We start from the raw sequence: 22435 nt of genomic DNA, 5'->3' as shown, positions 1-22435 counted from the left end.
GTAAGTTATTTCATAAAGAATAGACGAAGCGGTTAAATCCGCTGAGCTAACACACTTTTCATCCTGAACTAAGCTTGTACTTCGTTTCGCGTAAAATGCGGTCATTCGAGGACAAGGAATGGAATTCAGAACATTTCAAAAGCAGTGGGGTGCTGAGTTTATTTCCGATGACGTGGTACGTTTTCGCGTCTGGGCAGAAGGACAGAAAGAACTTACGCTACGACTTGCCGCCACCGACGTGCCGATGACGGCAACCGGCGACGGCTGGTTCCAGGCTGATGTGCCCGGCGTCGCGCACGGCGCAGAGTATCAGTTTGTTCTTCAGGACGGCATGACGGTGCCCGATCCCGCGTCGCGCGCGCAAAAGGGGGACGTTAACGGCCCCTCCGTGGTGATCGATCCCCGACGCTATCAGCCAGTCAACTGGGACTGGAGCGGGCGTCCGTGGGAAGAGACGGTTATTTACGAACTGCACGTTGGCACCTTTACCCCGGAGGGAACCTTCCGGGCGGCCATCGACAAGCTGCCGTATCTGGCAGAGCTCGGAATTACCCAGCTTGAACTGATGCCCGTCTCTCAGTTTGGCGGATCCCGCGGGTGGGGCTATGACGGCGTGCTGCTGTACGCTCCGCACGCCGCCTACGGTACGCCGGAGGATTTTCACGCGTTTATCGACGCCGCGCACGGGCTGGGGCTTTCGGTGGTGCTGGATATTGTGCTCAACCACTTCGGCCCGGAAGGGAATTATCTGCCCCTGCTGTCGCCCGCATTTTTCGATGCGGATCGGATGACGCCGTGGGGCAACGGCATCGCTTACGAGCGCGAGCCGGTGAGGCAGTACATCACCGATGCACCGCTTTACTGGCTGACGGAATATCGTCTGGATGGCCTGCGGTTTGATGCCATCGATCAGATCAAAGACACCTCGGATACGCATATTCTTGAGGAGATAGCCGAAAAGATCCGCGAGGCGATCCCGCACCGTCACGTTCACCTGACCACGGAAGACAGCCGAAACGTGATTTTCCTGCATCCGCGCGATGAACAGGGAAATACGCCACTGTTCACCGCTGAGTGGAACGATGACTTCCACAATGCCGCCCACGTGTTCGCCACCGGCGAGACGCACGCGTACTACCAGGATTTTGCCTTTGAGCCGGAGAAAAAATTCGCCCGGGCGCTGGCGGAAGGCTTTGTCTATCAGGGCGAGATTTCTCTGCAAACCGGTCAATCGCGCGGCGTGGAGTGCCACACCCAGCCGCCACCGTTCTTCGTCGATTTTATTCAAAACCACGATCAGACCGGGAATCGCGCCCAGGGGGAGCGGCTCATCACGCTGGCGGGTGCGGAAAAGACCCGCGTGCTGCTGGTGACGCTGCTTCTTTCACCCCATATCCCGCTGCTGTTTATGGGCGAGGAGTTCGGTGAAACCCATCCGTTTCTGTTCTTCACCGATTTCCATGGCGAGTTGGCAAAAGCCGTGCGGGAAGGGCGCGCGAAGGAGTTTACCGGCCATGCCGAGCACGATGAAACTGAAACCGTCCCCGATCCTAACGATTTGAACACGTTTGTTCGCTCAACGCTCGACTGGGATAAGCCGTCGCAGGAGGAGGGAAAATCATGGCTGCGCTTTACCCGAAGCCTGCTCACGCTGCGACATCGCCATATCGTCCCGCTGCTGCGCCAGGGCGGAACCGTTGAGGGCAAGATCCTGCATACGGCGCACGGCAGGGTCGCGGTGAGCTGGCAGTTCCCGCAGGGGACGCTGTCGCTGGCGCTGAATATTGGCAAAAAACCTGCCCCAATGCCCGAACTGGCCGGAGAAACTCTCTTTAGCTGGCCGGAGACGGGAGACGTTTTGCCGCCGAACAGTATTGTTGTTCGCTTTGCTGATGGAGAAGCCGCGTTATGATCCCTTCCGCCACGTACCGCATACAGTTTCGCAATGGCATGACGTTTGACCGGGTGGTTGCTCTGATCCCGTATTTCCGCGATCTCGGCATTAGCCATCTCTATGCGTCACCTGTTTTTACCGCGACAACGGACTCCACCCACGGCTATGACGTCACCGATCCCAACGAAATTGACCCCGCAATAGGCGGGCGAGACGGTTTTAACCGTATGGCCGCGGCGCTCAGGCAGGCTGGCATGGGGCTGATACTGGATATTGTCCCTAACCATATGTCGACCTCGCTGGAAAACCGCTGGTGGCGAGACGTTATCGAACACGGCAAACAGAGCCGCTACGCACGTTATTTCGATATCGACTGGTCGAGACCGCTGACGCTGCCGTTTCTTGGCGATACCTTTGAGGCGGAGCTGGAGAAGGGGGCAATCAGGCTTCATCGTGACAGTGTCACGAATAAGGCCGCGCTGGTCTATTACGACACCGCCTATCCGCTTAACCCGGGTACCTGGGACGAGAACAAAAGCATCGCCGAACTGCACGAGGCACAGAGCTGGCGGCTGATGTCATGGCGCGAAGCGCCGAAGCAGCTTTCGTGGCGACGCTTCTTTGAGATAACCGGGCTGGTCGGCGTCCGGGTTGAAGACGAACAGGTTTTTCACGACACGCACCGCCTTATCCTCGAGCTGGTTCGCGACGGAACCGTTGACGGCCTGCGCATTGACCATATTGACGGGCTTGCGGATCCGCTGGGGTATCTGCAGCGCCTGCGCCAGGCCACCGGGCCAGACTGTTACATCACGGTGGAAAAAATCCTCGCGAAGGGAGAACAGCTCCCGGCTGAGTGGCCCGTGTCCGGCACGACGGGGTATGAATTCATCGCGTCGCTGGCGGAGGTGTTGGTGGATGACAATAGCCTGGCGCGTCTGGAGAAAGTCCATAACGAGACGCTGGGCGTTACGGTCGATCGGCAAAACGCGCTGCGGGATGCCAAAGGGCTGATGACCGACCGCAACTTCGAAGGGGAATTCACCACGCTCCTCAACCTCGCCCGCGATTTGGCTCAGCACAACGGCGTTGAGATACAGACGGATGATATTCACCATGCGTTACGCGAACTGCTTATCGCCTTTCCGGTTTACCGCACCTACGGGACCGCGGAGGGGTTAACGCCTTCTGACGTTACGCTGTTGAGCCGCGTTGTCGCCAGTGTGAACGCTTCAGAACCCGCGCTAAGCCTGATCGTGCGTATTCTGACCGGCGATCTGCCGGAGCGTGACCGCGATGCGGCCACCCTGTTCAGGACCCGTTTCCAGCAGTTGACCGGGCCGCTGATGGCGAAGTCCGTGGAAGACACGCTATTCTTCCGCCACAACCTGGAGCTTGCGCTTAATGAAGTGGGGGCCGACCCGACGCCGCGCGCCTTCTCGCTATCGCGTTTCCATCAGGAGATGCGCATCCGTCTTGCCCGTCAGCCCGACGCGCTGCTGGGCACCTCGACGCACGACACCAAGCGCGGGGAGGATGCCCGGGCGCGCCTTTACACGCTGACCGAAGCGCCCGAGCAGTGGGGCGAAAATCTGGTCCGCTGGCGGCAGATGAACCAGACGCACGTGCGCTTCCTTAACGACGGCACCGTGCCGAACGCCGCTGATACCTGGATGATTTATCAGGCGCTGGCTGGCGTCTGGCCTGCCACACTCTCACCCGACGACTGGGACGGGCTGCAAACCCTTGAAGCGCGTTTCCTCGGTTTTATTGAAAAAGCGCTGCGCGAGGCCAAGCAGCGAACCGACTGGATAGACAGTAACGAGAGCTACGAAAACGTGGTGATGGACTATGTTCGTCATCTGCTATCGCCCGACAACACGCTGTTCCTGCATGATTTCAGTGAAACCTTACAGCCGTTTGTACGCGCGGGCCTGATGAACAGCCTGAGTCAGACTGTGATTAAACTTACCGCGCCCGGCGTACCGGATATTTATCAGGGCAGCGAAGCGCTCAACTTTAGCCTGGTTGACCCGGATAACCGACGCGAACCGGACTTCGCCGCGCTGGTGCAAAACCTCAGTACGGCGAACCTCAGGGTATTTAACGACGAACAGTGCTGGCGGGACGGACGCGTGAAGCAGTATGTCACTGCCACGCTGCTGCGCCTGCGTCCGCACTACCCGTCGCTGTTCCGCTACGGCGACTGGCTGCCGCTTAAAGTGACCGGTGAGCGTGAGGAGCATCTGATTGTGTATGCGCGCGTGAAGGACGACGAGGCGCTGATTGTTGCTGTGCCGCGCCTGGTTTTCAATGTCACCGGGAACGAAAAACTGTGGGTCAATACCTCGGTAGCCATACCCGAAGAGCTGGTCGGGAAGCGCTATCGCGATGTGTTCAGCGGTGAAAGCCGTGTCCTGCAAGAGACGCTGGATCTAACGTCAGAAAAGGGATGTGTATTGGTTCTGCTTACCTGCGAATAATCGTGGAGAACGAAAATGGCAAAGGATAACAGGTTTGAAATTCGGGCCGGTCACGGCCAGCAGTTGGGCGCAAACTACGACGGAAAAGGCGTGAACTTTGCGCTCTTCTCCGCGCACGCAGAGCGGGTGGAGCTCTGTCTGTTTGACCCGTCCGGCAAAACGGAAATTGCCCGGCTGGAACTCCCGGAATATACCCATGAAGTCTGGCACGGCTACGTGCCCGATCTAAAGCCCGGCGCGCTGTACGGCTATCGCGTCTATGGTCCTTATGACCCGGAAAACGGCCACCGCTTCAACCCGCATAAGCTGCTTATCGACCCGTACGCGCGTGAACTGGTGGGCGATATCGACTGGAACGACGCCCATTTTGGCTATGAGCTTGGGCATGATGAACGGGATCTCAGTTTTGATACCCGCGACAGCGCGCCGTTCACGCCCAAATGCAAGGTTATCGATCCGGACGCCTTCGACTGGCAGGACAACAACCGGCCGGAGGTGCCCTGGCCGCATACCGTTGTCTACGAGAGTCACGTGAAAGGCTTTACCCAGATGAACCCGGCCATTCCGCCCGAACTGCGCGGGACGTTTGAGGGAATGGGACACAAAGCCTCGGTCGATTACATCAAGAGTCTTGGCATCACCTCGGTTGAGCTGCTCCCGGTTCACTGGTTCCCGGACGACCAGCATCTGCTTGACCGCGGGCTGAAAAACTTCTGGGGATATAACACGCTGGGCTTTTTCGCTCCGGCGTCGCGCTACTACGGCCCAGCGGGGATCCAGGGTTTCCGCGACATGGTACGCGCGTATCATGATGCGGGCATCGAGGTCATTCTGGACGTGGTGTATAACCACACGGCGGAAGGCAACGAGCTTGGGCCAACGCTCTCGTTTAAGGGCATTGATAACTACAGCTATTACCGCACGCTGCCGGACCAGCACCGGTATTACATTAACGACACCGGGACGGGAAACACGGTCAACACTTCGCACCCGCGCGTGCTGCAGATGGTGATGGATTCCCTGCGCTACTGGGCGGAATCGATGCATATTGACGGTTTTCGCTTTGACTTAGGGACCATCCTTGGCCGCGAGCCGGAAGGGTTTGATCCGCGCGGCGGTTTTTTTGACGCGGTCACACAGGATCCGGTGCTCTCTAAGCTTAAGCTTATCGGCGAACCCTGGGATATCGGTCCCGGCGGCTATCAGGTCGGCGGTTTCCCGCCGGGCTGGGGCGAGTGGAACGACAAATACCGCGACACCGTCCGCGAATACTGGAAGGGCGATAACGTCTCAACCGATTTTGCCGCGCGTCTGCTGGGCTCCGGCGATCTCTACGATCTGCGCGGTCGTCGTCCGTGGGCCAGCGTTAACTTCATCACCGCTCACGACGGCTTTACCCTGAACGACCTGGTGTCGTACAACGAAAAGCACAACGCCGACAACGGTGAGGACAATAACGACGGGCATAACGATAATCGCTCGTACAACTATGGCGAAGAGGGGCCGACGGAGAACCCGGATATTATTGTCACGCGCGAGCGGCAGAAGCGTAATTTCCTGACCACGCTGCTGTTCTCCCACGGCACGCCGATGCTGCTGGCGGGCGACGAGTTTGGCCGCACGCAGAAGGGCAATAACAACGGCTACTGCCAGGACAGCGAGATCTCGTGGATAGACTGGAAGGGGCTATCCGAAAACGACGAGGCGCTGCGCGACTTTACCCGCCGTCTCATTGCCCTGCGCGCTTCACAGCCGTTACTGCGCCGTGAAAGCTGGCGCGACGGGCTGGAGATCCGCTGGTTTAATGCCGGAGGCGGGCCGCAGCAGGCCGAACAGTGGGATGAGGGCTCGACGCTCGGGGTCTCCATCAGCAGGCCGGATCTCAAACAGGAGGACGGCATCTGGCACGATGTGCTGATGTTGTTTAACCCGTTTGAAGGCCCGGTTCCGTTCCAGATCCCGCAGTTTGGGGAAGGTGGATGGGTGCTTGAACTGTCTACGGCTGAAGATACTGCCGCCGGAACGGTTATCACCCAGGCCGTAGATTACGAACTGGCCGGACGCAGTATCTCGCTTTTCAGACGTCCTTAACTCACAGCGATGCCGCCGCCCGTGCGGCGGTATCATACAGGGAGGAGATCGTACGCAGCAGTTGCGCGGTTTCCCCGATAGACGCTCCTGAAATACCGCTCTCTCCATGAATGTTAATCAGGCAGGCTTCCCGCACGTCTCGGTACTTCATGCATAAGGCTTTGCCTTCCTCCGTGGTTGAGAAAAAGAGCTCCTTGCCCGCTTTCTCACTCGTCACATAGCCCGCTTTCACCAGTTTCTTTAGCGCATAGGTCACCACGTGCGTGTCCTCCACGTTCAGGACAAAGCAGATATCGGCCAATTTTTTCTTGCGGTTGCGATGATTCACATGATGCAGCAGCGACACGTCAAATGCCCCCATATCCGGCTCGCCGGCAGCCGTCATGCAGCGCACCATCCATTTGTTAAACGCGTTGCTGGTCATGATCAGCGCGTATTCCAGCTCCGATAGCTCCGCACAGCGTTCCGACACCAGGTGGCGAGAGGAGACGATGCGGCCATCCGTAATATCGTCGTGGTTTGAGGCAACACTCTTTTTTGAGGTCATAACGTTCCTTAGCCAGAAATGTAAACTCATCGATAAAATAAGAACATTTTATTGATAAATTGTTTACATGTTTTTGAGGTTCAGATATAGCTTTTTAGCGCAGGTTTTGCGAAGCCTGCCAACAAAACACAACATCGCTCGCCGCAAATTAAAAAAATAGCCGTCGGCGCGCAACGCTCACTTTGGATAGGGTAAACGTTTATGGACGGTACTACGCTGTTGCCGCTGATCGGGATACCGATCGTGGTTATTGGTTTTGCACTGCGCTTCAACCCGCTGCTGGTGGTCGTGGTGGCGGGGCTGGCGACGGGTCTGCTGGTCGGGATGGATTTCGGGATGCTGCTGGAGACCTTCGGCGAGAAGTTTGTGAATAGCCGATCGCTGGCCACCTTCATCCTGATCCTGCCGGTGATTGGTCTTCTGGAATACTACGGGCTTAAAGAGCGCGCCCAGGCCTGGGTGGCGAAGATCGCCAGCGCCACCTCGGCGCGTATTCTGATGCTCTATTTTGTGGCGCGTGAAGGAACCGCGGCGCTGGGTCTGATGTCTCTTGGCGGCCATGCCCAGACGGTGCGCCCGCTGCTGGCCCCGATGGCCGAAGGGGCGGCGCTGAACGAATATGGCGAACTGCCGCAGCATATCCGCGACAAAATCAAAGCCCATGCCGCCGCGTGCGACAATATCGCGGTCTTTTTTGGCGAAGATATCTTTATCGCCTTCGGTGCGGTTCTGCTGATTGACGCCTTCCTGAAAGAGAACGGGATCCAGGGGATCGAACCGCTGCATATCGGCCTGTGGGCTATTCCCACCGCCATTGCGGCATTAATTATTCATATGACGCGCCTGCTGCGCCTGGATGCCAGCATTCGTCGCGACGTCATGGCCTGGCGTGCAGAGCAGGGTAAACAGGAGGTGGCGCAATGATGACGCTTATCACCATTAACCGCGTGTACTACCTCATCGGCTTTGTCGTGATGCTGCTGGTCGTTATGACCCTGCGCGATCGCGCCAATCCGAAGCGTTTTACCACCGCGCTGTTCTGGTTTTTATTCGGCGGGATCTTCCTGTTTGGCGATCTGATGGTACAGGAGCTGGGGAAATCGCTGGCGTACCGGATCATTGGCGGCGGCGTCATCGCTATCGCGCTGCTGGCGGGCTTTGGTCTGGTCGGGAAAGGGCACTATAAAATGGCCTCCGACGAGGAGCGCGTTGCCTCATCGAACCGGCTCAAAAACTGGCTGTTCCTGCCCGCGCTGATGATCCCGGTGGTGACGGTTATCGGTACGCTGTTCCTGAAGGGCGTGTCGATTGGCGGCGTTTATCTTCTCGACCAGAAACAGCTTACCCTGGCGGCGCTGTGCGTGGCCTGCGTCGCGGCGATCCTCACCGGATGGTGGCTAACGAAGGGGACACCGCTGCACGCTATCCGCCAGTCTCGTCGTCTGGTCGACACCATCGGCTGGGCGGTGATCTTGCCGCAGATGCTGGCGATGCTCGGCGGCGTGTTCGTGGCGGCCAATACCGGCGATTCGGTGCAGAAGGTGGTCAGCCTGTTCGTGAACCCGGATAGCCGCTTCATGCTGGTGGTGATTTACTGCGTGGGTATGGCGCTGTTTACCATGATCATGGGTAACGCCTTTGCCGCTTTCCCGGTATTAAGTGCCGGTATCGCCTTACCGTTCCTGATTAACGTGCATCACGGCAACCCGGCACCGCTGCTGGCGATTGGCATGTACGCGGGCTACTGCGGCACGCTGATGACGCCGATGGCCGCGAACTTCAATATCGTTCCCGCCGCGCTGCTGGAACTCAAAGACAAATATCAGGTGATCAAGATCCAGATCCCGACCGCGTTAACCCTGCTGGTGGTGAACGTGTTCTTAATGTATTTCCTCGTGTTTCGCTAAGGAGCTGATATGGAATTAACGCAACATCAGGCAGACGCGTTTGCCCGCATGCCTTTGACCTATTTGCGCCAGGAATACCCGAACCACATCATGCACCTGCTGAATGATGATGGCGATGTTCTGCCGCCTCGCGAGCTGCACCCCATTTTCTACGGCTGTTTTGACTGGCACTCGGCGGTGCACGGCTACTGGCTGCTGCTGCGCTGCGTGCGCCTCTATCCTGAGCTACCGTGTCGGAATGACATCGTCGCGCTTATCGACGAGCATCTGACCGACGAGAACGTGGCGAAAGAGCTGGCCTATTTCACCGCGCCGTTCCGCGCGTCGTTCGAACGTCCGTATGGCTACGGCTGGCTGCTGGCACTGGCTCAGGAGCTGAAACAGTCGTCGCTGCCGCAGGCCGCAGTCTGGTACCAGACGCTTGAGCCGTTAACCCAGGATATTCGTAACCGGCTGGTGGATTATCTCAGCAAGCTTACCTATCCGATCCGCGTCGGAACGCACTACAACACGGCGTTTGCCCTCGCGCTGGGGCTGGATTACGCCCGTGCCGTGCAGGACAGCGGGCTGGAGCAGGCGATTCTGACGGCGGCTGAGCGGTTTTATTTCGCCGATACGCGCTATCCGGCGCACTACGAACCGGGCGGCGATGAGTATATTTCCGGCGCGCTGACCGAGGCGCTGCTGATGAGCAAGGTAACGGATAACTTCCCGGCATGGTTCGATAAATTCCTCCCTGACGTAGAGACTGTTGCGGCACTGATGAACCCGGCGGAGGTGAGCGACCGTTCCGACCCGAAAATTGCCCATCTGGACGGGTTAAACCTCAGCCGCGCCTGGTGTATGAAGCACATCGCAAAGGCGCTGCCGGAGAACCATCCGGGACAGCAGGCGCTGCGTGATGCCGTGGCGAAACACCTGACGGCAAGCGTCGAGCACGTGGTGGGCAGCCACTACAGCGGCGGGCACTGGCTGGCGAGCTTTGCGCTGCTGGCGCTGGAGTAAATAAACGCGTCGTCTTTTTTGCCGGGTGGCGCTACGCTTACCTGGCCTACATTGTAGGCCAGGTAAGCGTAGCGCCGCCGGGCGAATCAGGCTGATGCCCGAACGGCGGCGCGCAGTCGGCTCAGGCTAAACAACACCGACCCGGCAGAGGCGACCACCGCAGTCCACAGCGCAAAGTGAACGGCCTGGTCCGAGCCCGTCGTCGCAGCCAGCCAAACACCCACCACGGCCGCCCCCAGACACTGCCCGAAGGTCCTGACGATGGACAATACCCCGGACGCATAGCTGGCATTCTCCCGCGCCACGTTAGCGAGCATTTCCCGATTATTAGGGCTCTGGAAGCAGCCAAACCCAATACCGCATACCAGACTGCGCAGGCAGATATCCCATGTGGGAGGGCTTGCGGGTAACGTCGCCAGCAGGATCAACCCAACGGCAAAAATCATCAGCCCGATGGTGGAAATCAGCGGCGCGGAAATCGTATCTGCCCAACGGCCCGCGTGAGGGGCAATCAACACGATGCCAATCGGCCAGGGCGTGAACAGAAGGGCCGATTCCAGCGGGCTGTAGCCATACACGCTCTGAAACATAAACGGCAGCGCGATAAAGGTGATGCCCTGGCTGACAAACGACGCAAGTGAGGTGAGTGCGGCGAGCGTAAAGCGGCCGTTGCGGAAGATAACGGGGGGCAGTAAGGGGCTTTGGACGCGGCGAATATGCCAGATGAAGGCGGTGGCGCTGAGCAGGGCAATACCCGCCCAAAACACCGCCTCATGGCTGACGTGCTGGAAACTGTTCGCGGTCATGATTGTCGAACCGAGCAGAATCGCCGAGAGCACCGCACCTGCGGTGTCAAAGGGCGTTTTACTGGAAGCCGAACCGCGCGGTAACGCCTTCCAGGCCAGCAGCAGTGCGACACTTCCCGGAATAATGTTAATCGCAAACAGCCATTCCCAGCGCAGCGCCTCCAGGATCGTGCCGCCCAGCACCGGCGCTATGGCCGTGCTGGCGGCAATCAGCAGGGCGTGCAGCCCCAGAACGCGGCCAAGCAGTCGTCCAGGGAAAACGGAGCGCAGTATCGCCGGGGCGATACTCAACGTGGCCGCACCCCCTATGCCTTGCAAAACACGCATCCCGATCAGCATGTCCGGCGTCGTCGCCAGCGCGCAGCCAAGGGAGGTAAGCGTGAACGTCGCAAGACCCGCCAGAAACACCGGGCGATAGCCCATGCGCGCTGCCAGCGCCGCGAAGATAGCCAGCGTCATCGCCGCCGACAGCAGGTAACCGTTGGCAAACCATACTGCGACATTCGCAGAGACCTGCATCGCGCTCGCCATGGAGGGCAGCGCTACGTTAATCATGGTGCCATCAAAGACGCCCATCAGCGTGGTGGTCATCAGCGCGACCATGACCCGAGCACGTTCATGTCCCGGTAATCCCTCATCGCCGGGCTGGTTTGAAAACAGCGTCATGATATTTACTCCAGAAAAGAATAGTGATGACGAAACTATAATCATGGGGTATACAAGGCGGAAGACGCAGCCTGTGCATTCATTCGTTGCGTATAACGCCTTATATGAGGAGATAACGTGACCGACCCTGATTTCAATTTGCTGGTTGCCCTCGACGTTTTGCTGGCTGAAGCCAGCGTAGCCGCTGCGGCGCGGCGTATAAACCTGAGCACCTCCGCCATGAGCCGAACGCTGAGCAGGCTGCGTGAAGTGACCGGCGATCCGATTCTGGTTCGGGCCGGACGTCACATGGTGCTGACGCCCTGGGCAGAAGCCACCCGGGACCGGGCCAGAAACGCCGTGCACGAGGCGAGGGCGGTGCTCCAGCCCTCCACCGAGACGCTTAACGTCCAAACGCTGGCACGACTTTTCACCATTCGGGCAAATGATGGCTTCGTAGTGGCCTTTGGTCCTGCCCTGATTGCCGCCGTTGCCGCGGCTGCCCCTGAGGTCTGTATACGCTTCGCACCGAAGCCTGAAAAAACGTCGCGGTATCTGCGTGAGGGGCTGGTTGACCTGGAAATTGGCGTACAGAGCAACATGGGACCGGAGATACGTTTGCAGCGGTTATTTCAGGACCGGTTTGTGGGTGCGGTACGCAAAGGACATCCGCTGGCCGCGCTGTCGGCAATCAGCATCAACGATTATGTGTCATGGGGCCATGTGGTCGCCTCGCCTGACGGTTCGTTACACGGCTTTGTCGATGATGTTTTGGCGGAACAGAGTATGAAACGTAAAGTGGCCAGCGTGGTGCCGGGCTTCCCGACGGCGTTATCCGTGGCGCTGGCATCCGATCTCATTGCGATGGTTCCCGCACTGTATCTGCGCAATCAAACCATGACGGAAAGTTTGCACGTCTTCGAACTGCCGTTTAAAGCCCGGACCATTACGGTTTCCCAGATGTGGCACCCGCGAATGGAGCAGGATCCGGGGCACCGCTGGTTGAGAGAGAAAGTGCGCGAAGTCTGTCAGGATGCGCAGTGAGCCTTAGCGCGATATCGCCTTTGGCACAGACAAGATAAACCGCGTCGAGCGAGCGTCAGATTCCACACGCACTTTTCCATGATGGGCAACCACAATGGATTTGACGATGGCAAGCCCGATCCCGCTGCCTTCGCCTTTACGTTGCCTGGACGGATCCACACGATAGAAGCGGTCGAACAGTCTCGGCAAATGCGCTTCGGGGATGGGCGTGCCGGGGTTTTCCATCATCAGAACAAAATAGCTATCTTGTTCTGTGAGTGAGACGGTCACAGCCTGTCCTTCCGGCGTATAGCGCAGGGCATTGGATAACAGGTTATTGATTGCTCGCCTGAACATCTGGGGATCGCCTTCAACCAGGCAGGGCATCCCGTTGAATTTCAGCGTGATGTTGCGCTCTTCCGCCCAGGCTTCAAAGAAATCGAAAACTTTCATCACCTCTGCACGTAAATCAAACATGACCCGGTCAGGGATCAGCTGGTTATTATCCGCCTGGGCGAGAAACAGCATGTCGCTGACCATGCGGGTCATCCGGGTGTACTCTTCAAGGCTGGAATAGAGCACGTCTTCAAGCTCTTTCTGCGTCCGGTTCTGGCTTAGGGCAATCTCGCTTTGCGTCATCAGGTTGGTGATGGGGGTTCTGATTTCGTGCGCGATATCGGCAGAAAAATTGGCCTGACGGGTAAAGACATCCTCAATTTTTTCAATCATATGGTTGAAGGAGATCACCAGTTGTTCCAGCTCAACAGGCACGCGGGACGGCTCCAGCCGCACATCCAGATTTTCAGAGGTGATATTTTTGATAGCGGTGCTAACGTTACGCAGGGGCAGGTGTCCCTGGCGAACCGCGATGCGGATGACAAGAATAATCAGCACGCTGATAACAGCAGCAATCGCGAGCAGATTCTTTTTCAGCGCATCGAGGTAGTGAAGATGAAAATTGATGGAAAGCCCGATAAGCATGACGTAGTTCTGCGTTTTTCCCTGAAATGCAGCCGTTCCAGAAGAGGCGATAATTCGGTAGGTTTCCATTTTCATTTCGGGACCGGAGTGCGCGGGCATGGACGGGTCTTCTACCGTCCAGAGAAACACATCCTGCGCGCGGCGGTGTGTGCCAAAATCCGCCGTATTTATCGCAGGGCGTAATGCCGCGCCTTGCGCTGAACTGAACAGTTCTTTCCCCTGAGGATCCAGAAGCAGCACGGCGACGTTGCGGTAACTGGCAATCGACTCTTTGATTTTACTGACCTTTCGTTCATCGGGATCGGCCGGTGACTGCAGTATGCGGTGCATTGCGGTACTGATTTGCTGCAGATCGCTAATATCCTGTTCGGCAAAATGCTTTTCAACCGAATGCAGCATAAACCAGGTAAAAGCGAAAAAAGCGAGGATCGTAGAGAGGCTGATAAAAAACGTCAGCCTCAGGGCAAGAGAGAATGGACGCCTGGCGGGCTTATTTTGCATCCGGCGCCTCCAGCATATAGCCGACGCCGCGGACGGTCTGGATCAGTTTCGGCTCATAATCATTATCTATTTTGGCGCGCAGGCGCTTAACCGCGACGTCGATGGCGTTGGTGTCGCTGTCAAAGTTCATGTCCCACACCTGCGAAGCAATCAGGGAGCGGGGCAGGACTTCGCCCTGATGCCGGATGAAAAACTCCAGCAGGCTGAACTCTTTGCTGGTTAACAGAATACGGTTTCCGGCGCGGGTGACCTTCCGGGAGATGAGATCGATCGTCAGGTCCGCCACGTTGAACTGGCTCTCGGCTATCGCCGTATTACCGCGCCTTAGCAGCGTTCTCACCCGAGCGAGAAGCTCAGCAAACGCGAAAGGTTTTACCAGGTAATCATCTGCGCCCAGCTCAAGCCCCTTAACCCGGTGTTCAATCGTGCCGAGGGCCGTCAGTAACAGTATCGGCATCCCTTTCCCGGCAGAACGCAGCATGCGGACGATATCCCAGCCGTTCACATCAGGCAGCATGATATCCAGAATCAGCAGATCATACCCGGCGGTCATGGCGAGATGATATCCGTTCAGGCCATTGTCAGCGTAGTCCACCACAAAGCCCGCCTCCGTCAGCCCCTTGCTGAGGTATTCGCCTGTTTTAATCTCGTCTTCAACGATCAGTATTTTCATCTTGCTCCCCTGACTGGCTGCTAGCGACATTCTATTGCGCCGAAGGCCGTAATCAACGGCTTACCCTAAAAATGACAACATTGTCATTATCCTGTCACCGGGCAAACAGGATGATTTCGTTAGAGTAACCCTGGTAACACTCTGGACTTCATTGGAATCATTTACCAGGTCTGCCTGGACGAGAAGCGTTATGTTCACCTTAAAACGACTTAGCATCAGCACAATTTTCCTCCTTGCAGGCTGCGTCTCCCTGGCACCTGAATACCAGCGCCCCGCGGCACCGGTCCCGCAGCAGTTTTCACTGTCTCGCAACGGTCTGATGCCCGCAGCGCAGAATTATCAGGACCGTGGGTGGCGCAACTTTTTTGCCGATTCCCAGGTGACAAGGCTGATCGCCGAGGCCCTGAGCAATAACCGCGATTTGCGCAAGGCGGCCCTGAAGGTGGAAGAAGCCCGGGCGCAGTTTAACGTCACGGATGCAGACCGCTATCCGCAGTTGAATGCGTCGTCAGGTATTACCTACAGCGGCGGGCTGAAAAGTGACAAGCCGACATCACAAGAGTATGACGCGGGCCTTGAGCTTAGCTACGAACTCGATTTTTTCGGCAAGCTCAGGAACATGAGTGAGGCAGACAGACAAAACTTTTTTGCCAGCGAAGAAGCCCGCCGGGCGGTACATATTCTGCTTGTCTCCAGCGTGTCGCAGAGTTATTTCAGCCAGCAGCTGGCCTACAAACAGCTGCGTATTGCGCGCGAGACGCTGAAAAATTATCAACAGTCTTATGCTTTTGTAGAGCAGCAGCTGGTGACGGGCAGCACGAACGTCCTCGCGCTGGAACAGGCCCGTGGACAAATCGAAAGCACCCGCGCGGAGATTGCCAAAAGAGAGGGCGAGCTGGCGCAGGCCAATAATGCCCTGCAGCTCGTGCTGGGCACGTATCGCGCGCTCCCATCAGAAAACGGTGCGAGCGATAGCGCTCTGACACCCGTAAAGCTGCCGCCCAATCTGTCATCAGACATTCTGCTTCAGCGCCCGGACATCATGGAGGCGGAGTATCAGCTGAAAGCGGCTGATGCCAATATTGGCGCTGCGCGAGCCGCTTTTTTCCCTTCAATTTCGCTGACAAGTGGACTTTCAACAAGCAGTACGGCGTTATCCAGCCTGTTCACACCGGCGAGCGGAATGTGGAATTTTATTCCTAAAATCGACATTCCAATTTTCAATGCCGGAAGGAATAACGCCAACCTGAAGCTGGCTGAAATTCGCCAGCAGCAGTCGGTTGTGAATTACGAACAAAAAATTCAGGCTGCATTTAAAGACGTTGCTGATGCGCTCGCTCTGCGTGACAGCATTAACAATCAAATTGATGCGCAGCAGCGTTATCTGGATTCACTGCAAATTACCCTTCAGCGCGCCAGAGGATTATATGCCAGCGGCGCGGTGAGCTATATCGAAGTGCTTGATGCAGAGCGTTCTCTTTTCGCCACACAGCAAACCCTACTCGACCTGACCAATTCCAGACAGGTGAATGAAATTAATCTCTACACCGCACTGGGTGGCGGCTGGGTTGAATAACTTATTTATCATTTAACAGGACAATGAATATGCGTAATTCCATTAAAGCCGTTGTATTTGGTGCTCTCTCTGTGATGTTTTCTGCTGGCCTTCAGGCTGAAGTTCATCAGCATGGTGAAATGACTGCTGCCAGCGACGCCGCTTCAGAGCAGGTGATTGAAGGAACCGGTATTGTGAAGGACATTGATCTCACCAATAAGAAAATCACCATTTCTCATGATGCTATCCCGGCGGTGAGTTGGCCCGCGATGACCATGCGCTTCACCTTTACCCAGGCTGACGAGAGTATTACGGCGTTAAAAGTGGGTAGCCAGGTTAATTTTTCGTTTGTGCAGCAGGGCAATATCTCTTTACTGAAGAGCATTAAATAGCGAGAAACGGCATGGCGTCTTTTAAAATAAAATATGCTGCAATGATTATTTCCAGCCTTATAGCAGGCGGGCTGATTTCAGTGACGGCCTGGCAGGCGATGCATTCAGTGGATAAAACAGAAAAGACCGTACCCGAGCGAAAGGTACTTTTCTGGTATGACCCGATGAAACCAGACGTTAAATTTGATAAACCCGGTAAATCGCCCTTTATGGATATGGACCTGGTGCCAAAATATGCGGATGAAGACGACGAGAAAAGCAGCGTCGGTATTCGTATTGATCCGACACAGGTTCAGAACCTGGGATTAAAAACGCAAAAAGTCACGCGGGGGAAGCTGAATTATTCCCAGACCATCCCAGCCAACGTCAGCTATAACGACTATCAGTTTGTCATTGTGCAGGCACGCGCTGAAGGTTTCGTTGAGAAGGTGTACCCGCTGACAACGGGCGACCATGTGAAGAAAGGCACGCCGCTGATTGATATCACGATCCCGGACTGGGTCGAAGCGCAGAGTGAGTTTTTGCTGTTATCCGGCACCGGCGGAACGCCTACCCAGATTAAAGGGGTGCTTGAGCGGCTGCGACTGGCAGGCATGCCAGACGACGATATACAAAGGCTGCGCGCCAGCCGAACGATTCAGACCCGATTTACCATTAAAGCCCCCATCGACGGGGTGATCACCGCGTTTGACCTGCGCACCGGAATGAATATTTCAAAAGATAAAGTGGTGGCACAGATTCAGGGGATGGACCCCGTCTGGATCAGCGCCGCCGTCCCTGAGTCCATCGCGTATCTCCTGAAAGACACGTCGCAGTTTGCTGTTTCCGTACCGGCTTATCCGGACACATCTTTCCCCGTTGAAAAATGGAACCTTCTGCCGAGCGTGGACCCGGCCACTCGCACGCTGCAGGTGCGCCTGCAGGTTTCCAATAAAGATGAACGTCTGAAACCGGGTATGAATGCCTATCTGAAGCTGAATACCCAAAGCCAGGACATGCTGCTGATCCCGTCTCAGGCCGTTATCGATACCGGCAAAGAACAGCGCGTGATTACGGTCGATGCGGAGGGGCGTTTTGTGCCGAAACCGATCCACGTGCTGCACGAATCTCAGCAACAGTCAGGTATTGGTTCAGGCCTGAATGAAGGGGAGTCGGTGGTGGTCAGCGGCCTGTTCCTGATTGACTCTGAGGCCAATATTACCGGTGCGCTGGAACGCATGCGGCATCCTGAAAAACATGACGACGCGCATGCTGGCCACTAAGGAGACGACGATGATTGAATGGATTATCCGGCGGTCAGTCGCCAATCGTTTTCTGGTGATGATGGGGGCGCTGTTTCTCAGCGTCTGGGGAACCTGGACCATCATCAACACGCCGGTCGATGCCTTGCCCGATCTGTCTGATGTTCAGGTCATTATTAAAACCAGCTATCCCGGCCAGGCTCCGCAGATTGTTGAAAACCAGGTGACGTATCCGCTCACCACCACCATGCTGTCGGTGCCGGGCGCAAAGACCGTGCGCGGGTTTTCCCAGTTTGGTGATTCCTACGTGTATGTCATTTTTGAAGATGGGACAGATCTCTACTGGGCCAGGTCACGCGTGCTGGAGTATCTGAATCAGGTGCAGGGTAGACTGCCCGCCGGGGTGAGCGCTGAAATCGGGCCTGATGCCACGGGCGTGGGCTGGATATTTGAGTATGCGCTGGTCGATCGCAGCGGAAAACACGATCTCGCGGAACTGCGATCTCTTCAGGACTGGTTCCTCAAGTTTGAACTGAAAACCATTCCAAACGTGGCCGAGGTGGCGTCTGTCGGCGGCGTGGTGAAGCAGTATCAGATTCAGGTTGATCCGTTAAAACTGGCCCAGTACGGCGTAAGCCTGCCTGAGGTTAAGCAGGCCCTTGAATCGTCCAACCAGGAAGCAGGGGGCTCATCCATTGAAATCGCGGAAGCGGAGTATATGGTTCGCGCCAGCGGTTATCTCCAGACCCTTGATGACTTCAATAATATCGTCCTGAAAACCGGGGAGAACGGGGTCCCCATTTATCTGCGTGATGTTGCTCGCGTGCAGACGGGGCCGGAAATGCGACGCGGTATTGCCGAACTCAACGGGCAGGGGGAAGTCGCCGGGGGCGTCGTGATCCTGCGTTCGGGCAAAAATGCGCGTGAGGTCATTACTGCGGTAAAAGATAAACTGGAGACGCTGAAAGCCAGTCTGCCGGAAGGCGTTGAGATTGTGACCACCTACGATCGCAGCCAGCTAATCGACCGGGCAATCGACAATCTGAGTTCCAAGCTGCTTGAAGAGTTTATCGTGGTGGCTATTGTCTGCGCCCTGTTCCTCTGGCACGTCCGCTCTGCGCTGGTCGCCATCATTTCTTTGCCGCTCGGCCTGTGCATTGCCTTTATCGTCATGCACTTCCAGGGGCTGAACGCCAATATTATGTCGCTGGGTGGGATCGCCATCGCCGTCGGCGCAATGGTGGATGCCGCCATTGTGATGATTGAAAATGCGCATAAACGGCTCGAGGAGTGGGATCATCAGCATCCCGGAGAGCAGATTGATAACGCCACCCGCTGGCAGGTGATCACCAACGCCTCCGTGGAGGTTGGCCCCGCGCTGTTTATCAGCCTGCTGATCATCACCTTATCCTTCATTCCTATATTTACCCTTGAAGGACAGGAAGGGCGGTTGTTTGGCCCGCTGGCCTTTACTAAAACATACTCCATGGCAGGTGCAGCCGCGCTGGCCATCATTGTTATTCCTATTCTGATGGGGTTCTGGATCCGCGGGAAAATCCCTGCGGAAACCCGCAATCCCCTTAACCGGCTGCTGATCAAGGCCTATCACCCGTTACTGCTCAGGGTGCTCCACTGGCCTAAAACTACCCTGCTGGTTGCGGCGTTATCCATCTTCACGGTTATCTGGCCTTTGAGTCAGGTGGGCGGTGAGTTTCTGCCGAAGATCAATGAGGGCGATCTGCTGTATATGCCGTCGACCTTGCCGGGGGTCTCTCCGGCAGAAGCGGCGGCGCTATTACAGACCACGGACAAGTTAATCAAAACCGTCCCGGAAGTGGCTTCCGTGTTTGGTAAGACGGGTAAGGCTGAAACCGCAACAGATTCCGCGCCGCTTGAAATGGTTGAAACGACCATTCAGCTCAAGCCGGAAGACCAGTGGCGGCCGGGCATGACGATTGACAAGATTATCGATGAACTGGATCAGACGGTTCGTTTGCCGGGGCTTGCCAATCTCTGGGTGCCGCCCATCCGTAACCGCATTGATATGCTCTCAACCGGGATCAAAAGTCCGATAGGGATCAAGGTGTCGGGTACCGTTTTGTCGGATATCGACGCAACGGCGCAGAGCATTGAGGCGGTAGCCAAAACCGTGCCGGGCGTGGTCTCGGCACTGGCTGAACGTCTGGAAGGGGGACGCTACGTTGATGTGGATATCAACCGTGAAAAAGCCTCCCGCTACGGCATGACGGTGGGCGATGTGCAACTGTTCGTCTCCTCAGCCATCGGCGGCGCGACGGTAGGGGAAACGGTAGAAGGCGTGGCCCGGTATCCGATCAATATCCGCTATCCGCAGGATTACCGGAACAGCCCGCAGGCGCTGAAGGAGATGCCGATCCTGACGCCGATGAAGCAGCAAATCACCCTTGGCGATGTGGCAGAGATTAACGTCGTTTCCGGTCCAACCATGTTGAAAACGGAAAATGCCCGTCCCGCCAGCTGGATTTACATTGATGCGCGGGGCAGGGACATGGTGTCGGTGGTAAACGACATTAAGACAGCCATCAGCCAGAAGGTAAAACTGAGGCCGGGAACCAGCGTGTCATTCTCTGGACAGTTTGAGCTACTCGAGCATGCCAATAAAAAACTGAAGCTGATGGTGCCGATGACGGTGATGATCATTTTCATTCTGTTATATCTGGCCTTCCGTCGCGTGGACGAAGCCTTGCTGATTCTGATGAGCCTGCCGTTCGCACTGGTTGGAGGAATATGGTTCCTGTACTGGCAGGGCTTCCATATGTCTGTCGCAACCGGAACCGGGTTTATCGCGCTGGCTGGCGTCGCGGCTGAGTTTGGGGTAGTCATGCTGATGTATCTGCGTCAGGCCATTGAAGCGCACCCGGAGTTGTCTCGTCGTGAAACGTTCACCGAGCAAGGGCTTGATGACGCCCTTTATCATGGCGCCGTGCTGCGCGTGCGGCCAAAGGCGATGACCGTTGCGGTGATCATTGCCGGTCTGCTGCCCATTCTGTGGGGTACCGGTGCCGGGTCAGAGGTCATGAGCCGGATAGCGGCACCGATGATTGGCGGGATGATCACGGCGCCGCTGCTATCGCTGTTTATTATACCTGCGGCGTACAAGCTGATCTGGTTGCGCAGGCATAAAACGGCGACAGCATTTGCTGAAGATGACAGGGAGCACAACACCTGATAAATTAGCTATTCAATAACCTATTCACACAGCGATTCACAATAATGACAGACCGTTCTGAAACGATACGACAGCTGCTGAGGCAAGGCCCTACATCAGTAAGGCAACTTACTGATATTATGGGAATTAGTCAGCCAACCATCTCGCGAGCGATGAAAGCGCTTGGTGATGAGGTTGTTCGAATTGGCACCGGTCCATCTATTCACTATGTGCTACGCGATGCGTTTCGGGGGTTCAGTTCGGCCCCCATTTACCGCATAACAGAAGAGGGACAGGTCAAACCGCTGGGTAGGCTCATTCCGGTTTATCCAGACGGATTTGTGATGGAACAAACGGACAATGTGTGCCTTCATAGCGATGGACTTCCCTGGTGGTTATTTGACATGCGACCTCAGGGGTATCTGGGACGCGCGTATGCTTCCCGGTATTCATCCGAGCTTGGCCTGCCGGCAAATCCAGAAAACTGGGCCGACTCAGATGTGATCAGGGCCTTGCTGGCTCATGGGCACGATGCGGTGGGGAACCTATTAATCGGTGAACAGGCGAGGAATCATTTTGTAGAGATGCCACTGCCTGTTGCGGTGGATCGGGCGATGGCTTACCCGTCGTTGGCTCTGGCCGTGAGTTCCGGAGAGGCACCGGGTTCGTCCGCTGGAGGTGAGCAACCCAAATTTTGCACCTATACCGAACGCGGTCACGTCATCGTGAAATTCACGGCTGCAGACGATAACCCCATCAGTGAACGCTGGCGAGATTTGCTACTGGCTGAACATCTTGCGCTAAGCGTGCTTGGTGTCGAAACCGAGGTGTTTGATTTCGCAGGGCAGCGCTTCCTTGAGATCCCTCGCTTTGACCGTATTGGCCAACTTGGCCGTAAAGGTCTTTTTTCTTTGCGGGCTCTGGAGGCGGAATTTGTAGGCCGCGCGAGAGAAGCCTGGCCTGTTCTGGTTAATGAACTGGTGAAGCAGGGATGTGTTCACCCTGACGCGGCGACCGGCACGGCACGACTTTGGGCGTTTGGGATGCTAATCGGCAATACCGACATGCATCACGGCAATCTGTCGTTCATCAGTGCTCATGGTCGTCCGTATCATCTTGCGCCAGCCTACGACATTCTGCCTATGGGGTTTGCGCCTAAGTCAGGTGGCGAAATAGTGAATACACTTCGTCCGGCAACGCTACTTGATGCGATCGGTGGGGAAACCTGGCGTGAAGCGCTGGAACTGGCGGAGCGATTTTATGCTTTAGCCCGCGATTGCGACCGTTTCTCTGCCAGCTTTGCACCTTGTTTGACGGCGTTACGCGCACATCTTGACGAGGCGAGGTCAAGGATATCGCGCCTGGGATAATGAGTATAAATCCCGCCAGTTTATGGCGGGGTTTTTAGGGGAAATGGTTAGCGAGGTGTGTGAGCTTCACGAGTCTGGATGATTAGCTTGCGCCAGGCTCGATTATGCAGAGTGGGTATGTGACCATAATATTC

At 56.4% G+C, this 22435-nt stretch carries 16 protein-coding genes; 12 read left to right on the top strand and 4 right to left on the bottom strand.

The window, feature by feature from the left end; genetic code table 11:
• The first annotated feature begins 118 nt into the window (after positions 1-118).
• The 3 genes from treZ to glgX are packed head-to-tail and all read left to right on the top strand — an operon-like array spanning position 119 to position 6468.
• The gene (gene treZ, locus HV355_RS00080) at positions 119-1912 is read left to right on the top strand and encodes a malto-oligosyltrehalose trehalohydrolase (protein WP_182400616.1); all 1794 of its coding nucleotides are present in this window, start codon (positions 119-121) and stop codon (positions 1910-1912) included.
• Entirely contained in the window at positions 1909-4377 is a 2469-nt protein-coding gene (treY, locus tag HV355_RS00075) for a malto-oligosyltrehalose synthase (protein ID WP_182400615.1), read from the top strand. Before treZ ends, treY begins: the two co-directional genes overlap by 4 nt.
• A gap of 15 nt (positions 4378-4392) precedes the next feature.
• Positions 4393-6468, top strand: coding sequence for a glycogen debranching protein GlgX (glgX, locus tag HV355_RS00070; RefSeq protein ID WP_182400614.1), 2076 nt, complete (start codon positions 4393-4395; stop codon positions 6466-6468).
• Between the two features lies 1 nt (position 6469).
• Here glgX and HV355_RS00065 read toward each other — a convergent pair whose 3' ends face one another.
• Positions 6470-7015 (bottom strand): winged helix DNA-binding protein, encoded by a 546-nt coding sequence (locus HV355_RS00065; protein ID WP_108417443.1) that lies wholly within the window; start codon positions 7013-7015, stop codon positions 6470-6472.
• A 201-nt stretch (positions 7016-7216) separates the two neighbouring features.
• Between HV355_RS00065 and HV355_RS00060 the strand changes: the two genes are divergently transcribed.
• The 3 genes from HV355_RS00060 to HV355_RS00050 are packed head-to-tail and all read left to right on the top strand — an operon-like array spanning position 7217 to position 9927.
• Positions 7217-7939: a DUF969 domain-containing protein gene (locus HV355_RS00060; RefSeq protein ID WP_010431244.1), complete on the top strand. Its 723-nt coding sequence runs from the start codon at positions 7217-7219 to the stop codon at positions 7937-7939.
• Positions 7936-8922 (top strand): DUF979 domain-containing protein, encoded by a 987-nt coding sequence (locus tag HV355_RS00055; RefSeq protein ID WP_100166635.1) that lies wholly within the window; start codon positions 7936-7938, stop codon positions 8920-8922. The genes HV355_RS00060 and HV355_RS00055 overlap by 4 nt, the downstream gene beginning before the upstream one ends.
• A 9-nt stretch (positions 8923-8931) precedes the next feature.
• The gene (locus tag HV355_RS00050; RefSeq protein ID WP_148400709.1) at positions 8932-9927 is read left to right on the top strand and encodes a DUF2891 domain-containing protein; all 996 of its coding nucleotides are present in this window, start codon (positions 8932-8934) and stop codon (positions 9925-9927) included.
• A gap of 86 nt (positions 9928-10013) precedes the next feature.
• Here the strand turns inward: HV355_RS00050 and HV355_RS00045 are convergent, their stop codons facing one another.
• A complete protein-coding gene (locus HV355_RS00045; RefSeq protein ID WP_182400613.1) occupies positions 10014-11399 on the bottom strand; it encodes an MFS transporter in 1386 nt (461 codons plus the stop codon).
• A 117-nt stretch (positions 11400-11516) separates the two neighbouring features.
• Here HV355_RS00045 and HV355_RS00040 point away from each other — a divergent pair, with 117 nt between their 5' ends.
• Complete coding sequence (locus HV355_RS00040; protein WP_182400612.1) at positions 11517-12422, top strand: LysR family transcriptional regulator; 906 nt, start codon at positions 11517-11519, stop codon at positions 12420-12422.
• A gap of 3 nt (positions 12423-12425) precedes the next feature.
• Here HV355_RS00040 and HV355_RS00035 read toward each other — a convergent pair whose 3' ends face one another.
• Both HV355_RS00035 and HV355_RS00030 read right to left on the bottom strand, forming a co-directional pair.
• Entirely contained in the window at positions 12426-13883 is a 1458-nt protein-coding gene (locus tag HV355_RS00035) for a Cu(+)/Ag(+) sensor histidine kinase (RefSeq protein ID WP_182400611.1), read from the bottom strand.
• Positions 13873-14556 carry a copper/silver response regulator transcription factor gene (locus HV355_RS00030; RefSeq protein ID WP_100166640.1) on the bottom strand — a complete coding sequence of 228 codons (684 nt, stop codon included), beginning with the start codon at positions 14554-14556 and terminating at the stop codon, positions 13873-13875. The genes HV355_RS00035 and HV355_RS00030 overlap by 11 nt, the downstream gene beginning before the upstream one ends.
• 190 nt (positions 14557-14746) lie before the next feature.
• On the opposite strand from HV355_RS00030, the gene HV355_RS00025 reads away from it, so the two are divergent.
• Genes HV355_RS00025 through yjjJ form a run of 5 tightly spaced genes read left to right on the top strand, consistent with a single transcriptional unit; the run spans position 14747 to position 22301 of the window.
• Entirely contained in the window at positions 14747-16132 is a 1386-nt protein-coding gene (locus tag HV355_RS00025; protein WP_182400610.1) for an efflux transporter outer membrane subunit, read from the top strand.
• 29 nt (positions 16133-16161) lie between these two features.
• A complete protein-coding gene (cusF, locus tag HV355_RS00020) occupies positions 16162-16503 on the top strand; it encodes a cation efflux system protein CusF (protein WP_182400609.1) in 342 nt (113 codons plus the stop codon).
• Between the two features lie 11 nt (positions 16504-16514).
• Positions 16515-17765, top strand: a complete 1251-nt coding sequence (locus tag HV355_RS00015) for an efflux RND transporter periplasmic adaptor subunit (RefSeq protein ID WP_182400608.1) — start codon at positions 16515-16517, stop codon at positions 17763-17765.
• Positions 17766-17775: 10 nt separating this feature from the next.
• Positions 17776-20952 (top strand): Cu(+)/Ag(+) efflux RND transporter permease subunit SilA, encoded by a 3177-nt coding sequence (gene silA / locus HV355_RS00010; protein WP_182400607.1) that lies wholly within the window; start codon positions 17776-17778, stop codon positions 20950-20952.
• Between the two features lie 44 nt (positions 20953-20996).
• Positions 20997-22301 carry a type II toxin-antitoxin system HipA family toxin YjjJ gene (gene yjjJ / locus HV355_RS00005; protein ID WP_126816518.1) on the top strand — a complete coding sequence of 435 codons (1305 nt, stop codon included), beginning with the start codon at positions 20997-20999 and terminating at the stop codon, positions 22299-22301.
• Positions 22302-22435: the final 134 nt, after the last annotated feature.

It is taken from the genome of Enterobacter sp. RHBSTW-01064, from assembly GCF_014103035.1.
Classification (GTDB): Bacteria; Pseudomonadota; Gammaproteobacteria; order Enterobacterales; family Enterobacteriaceae; genus Enterobacter; species Enterobacter mori.
This window is presented reverse-complemented; position numbering and strand designations above follow the sequence as displayed.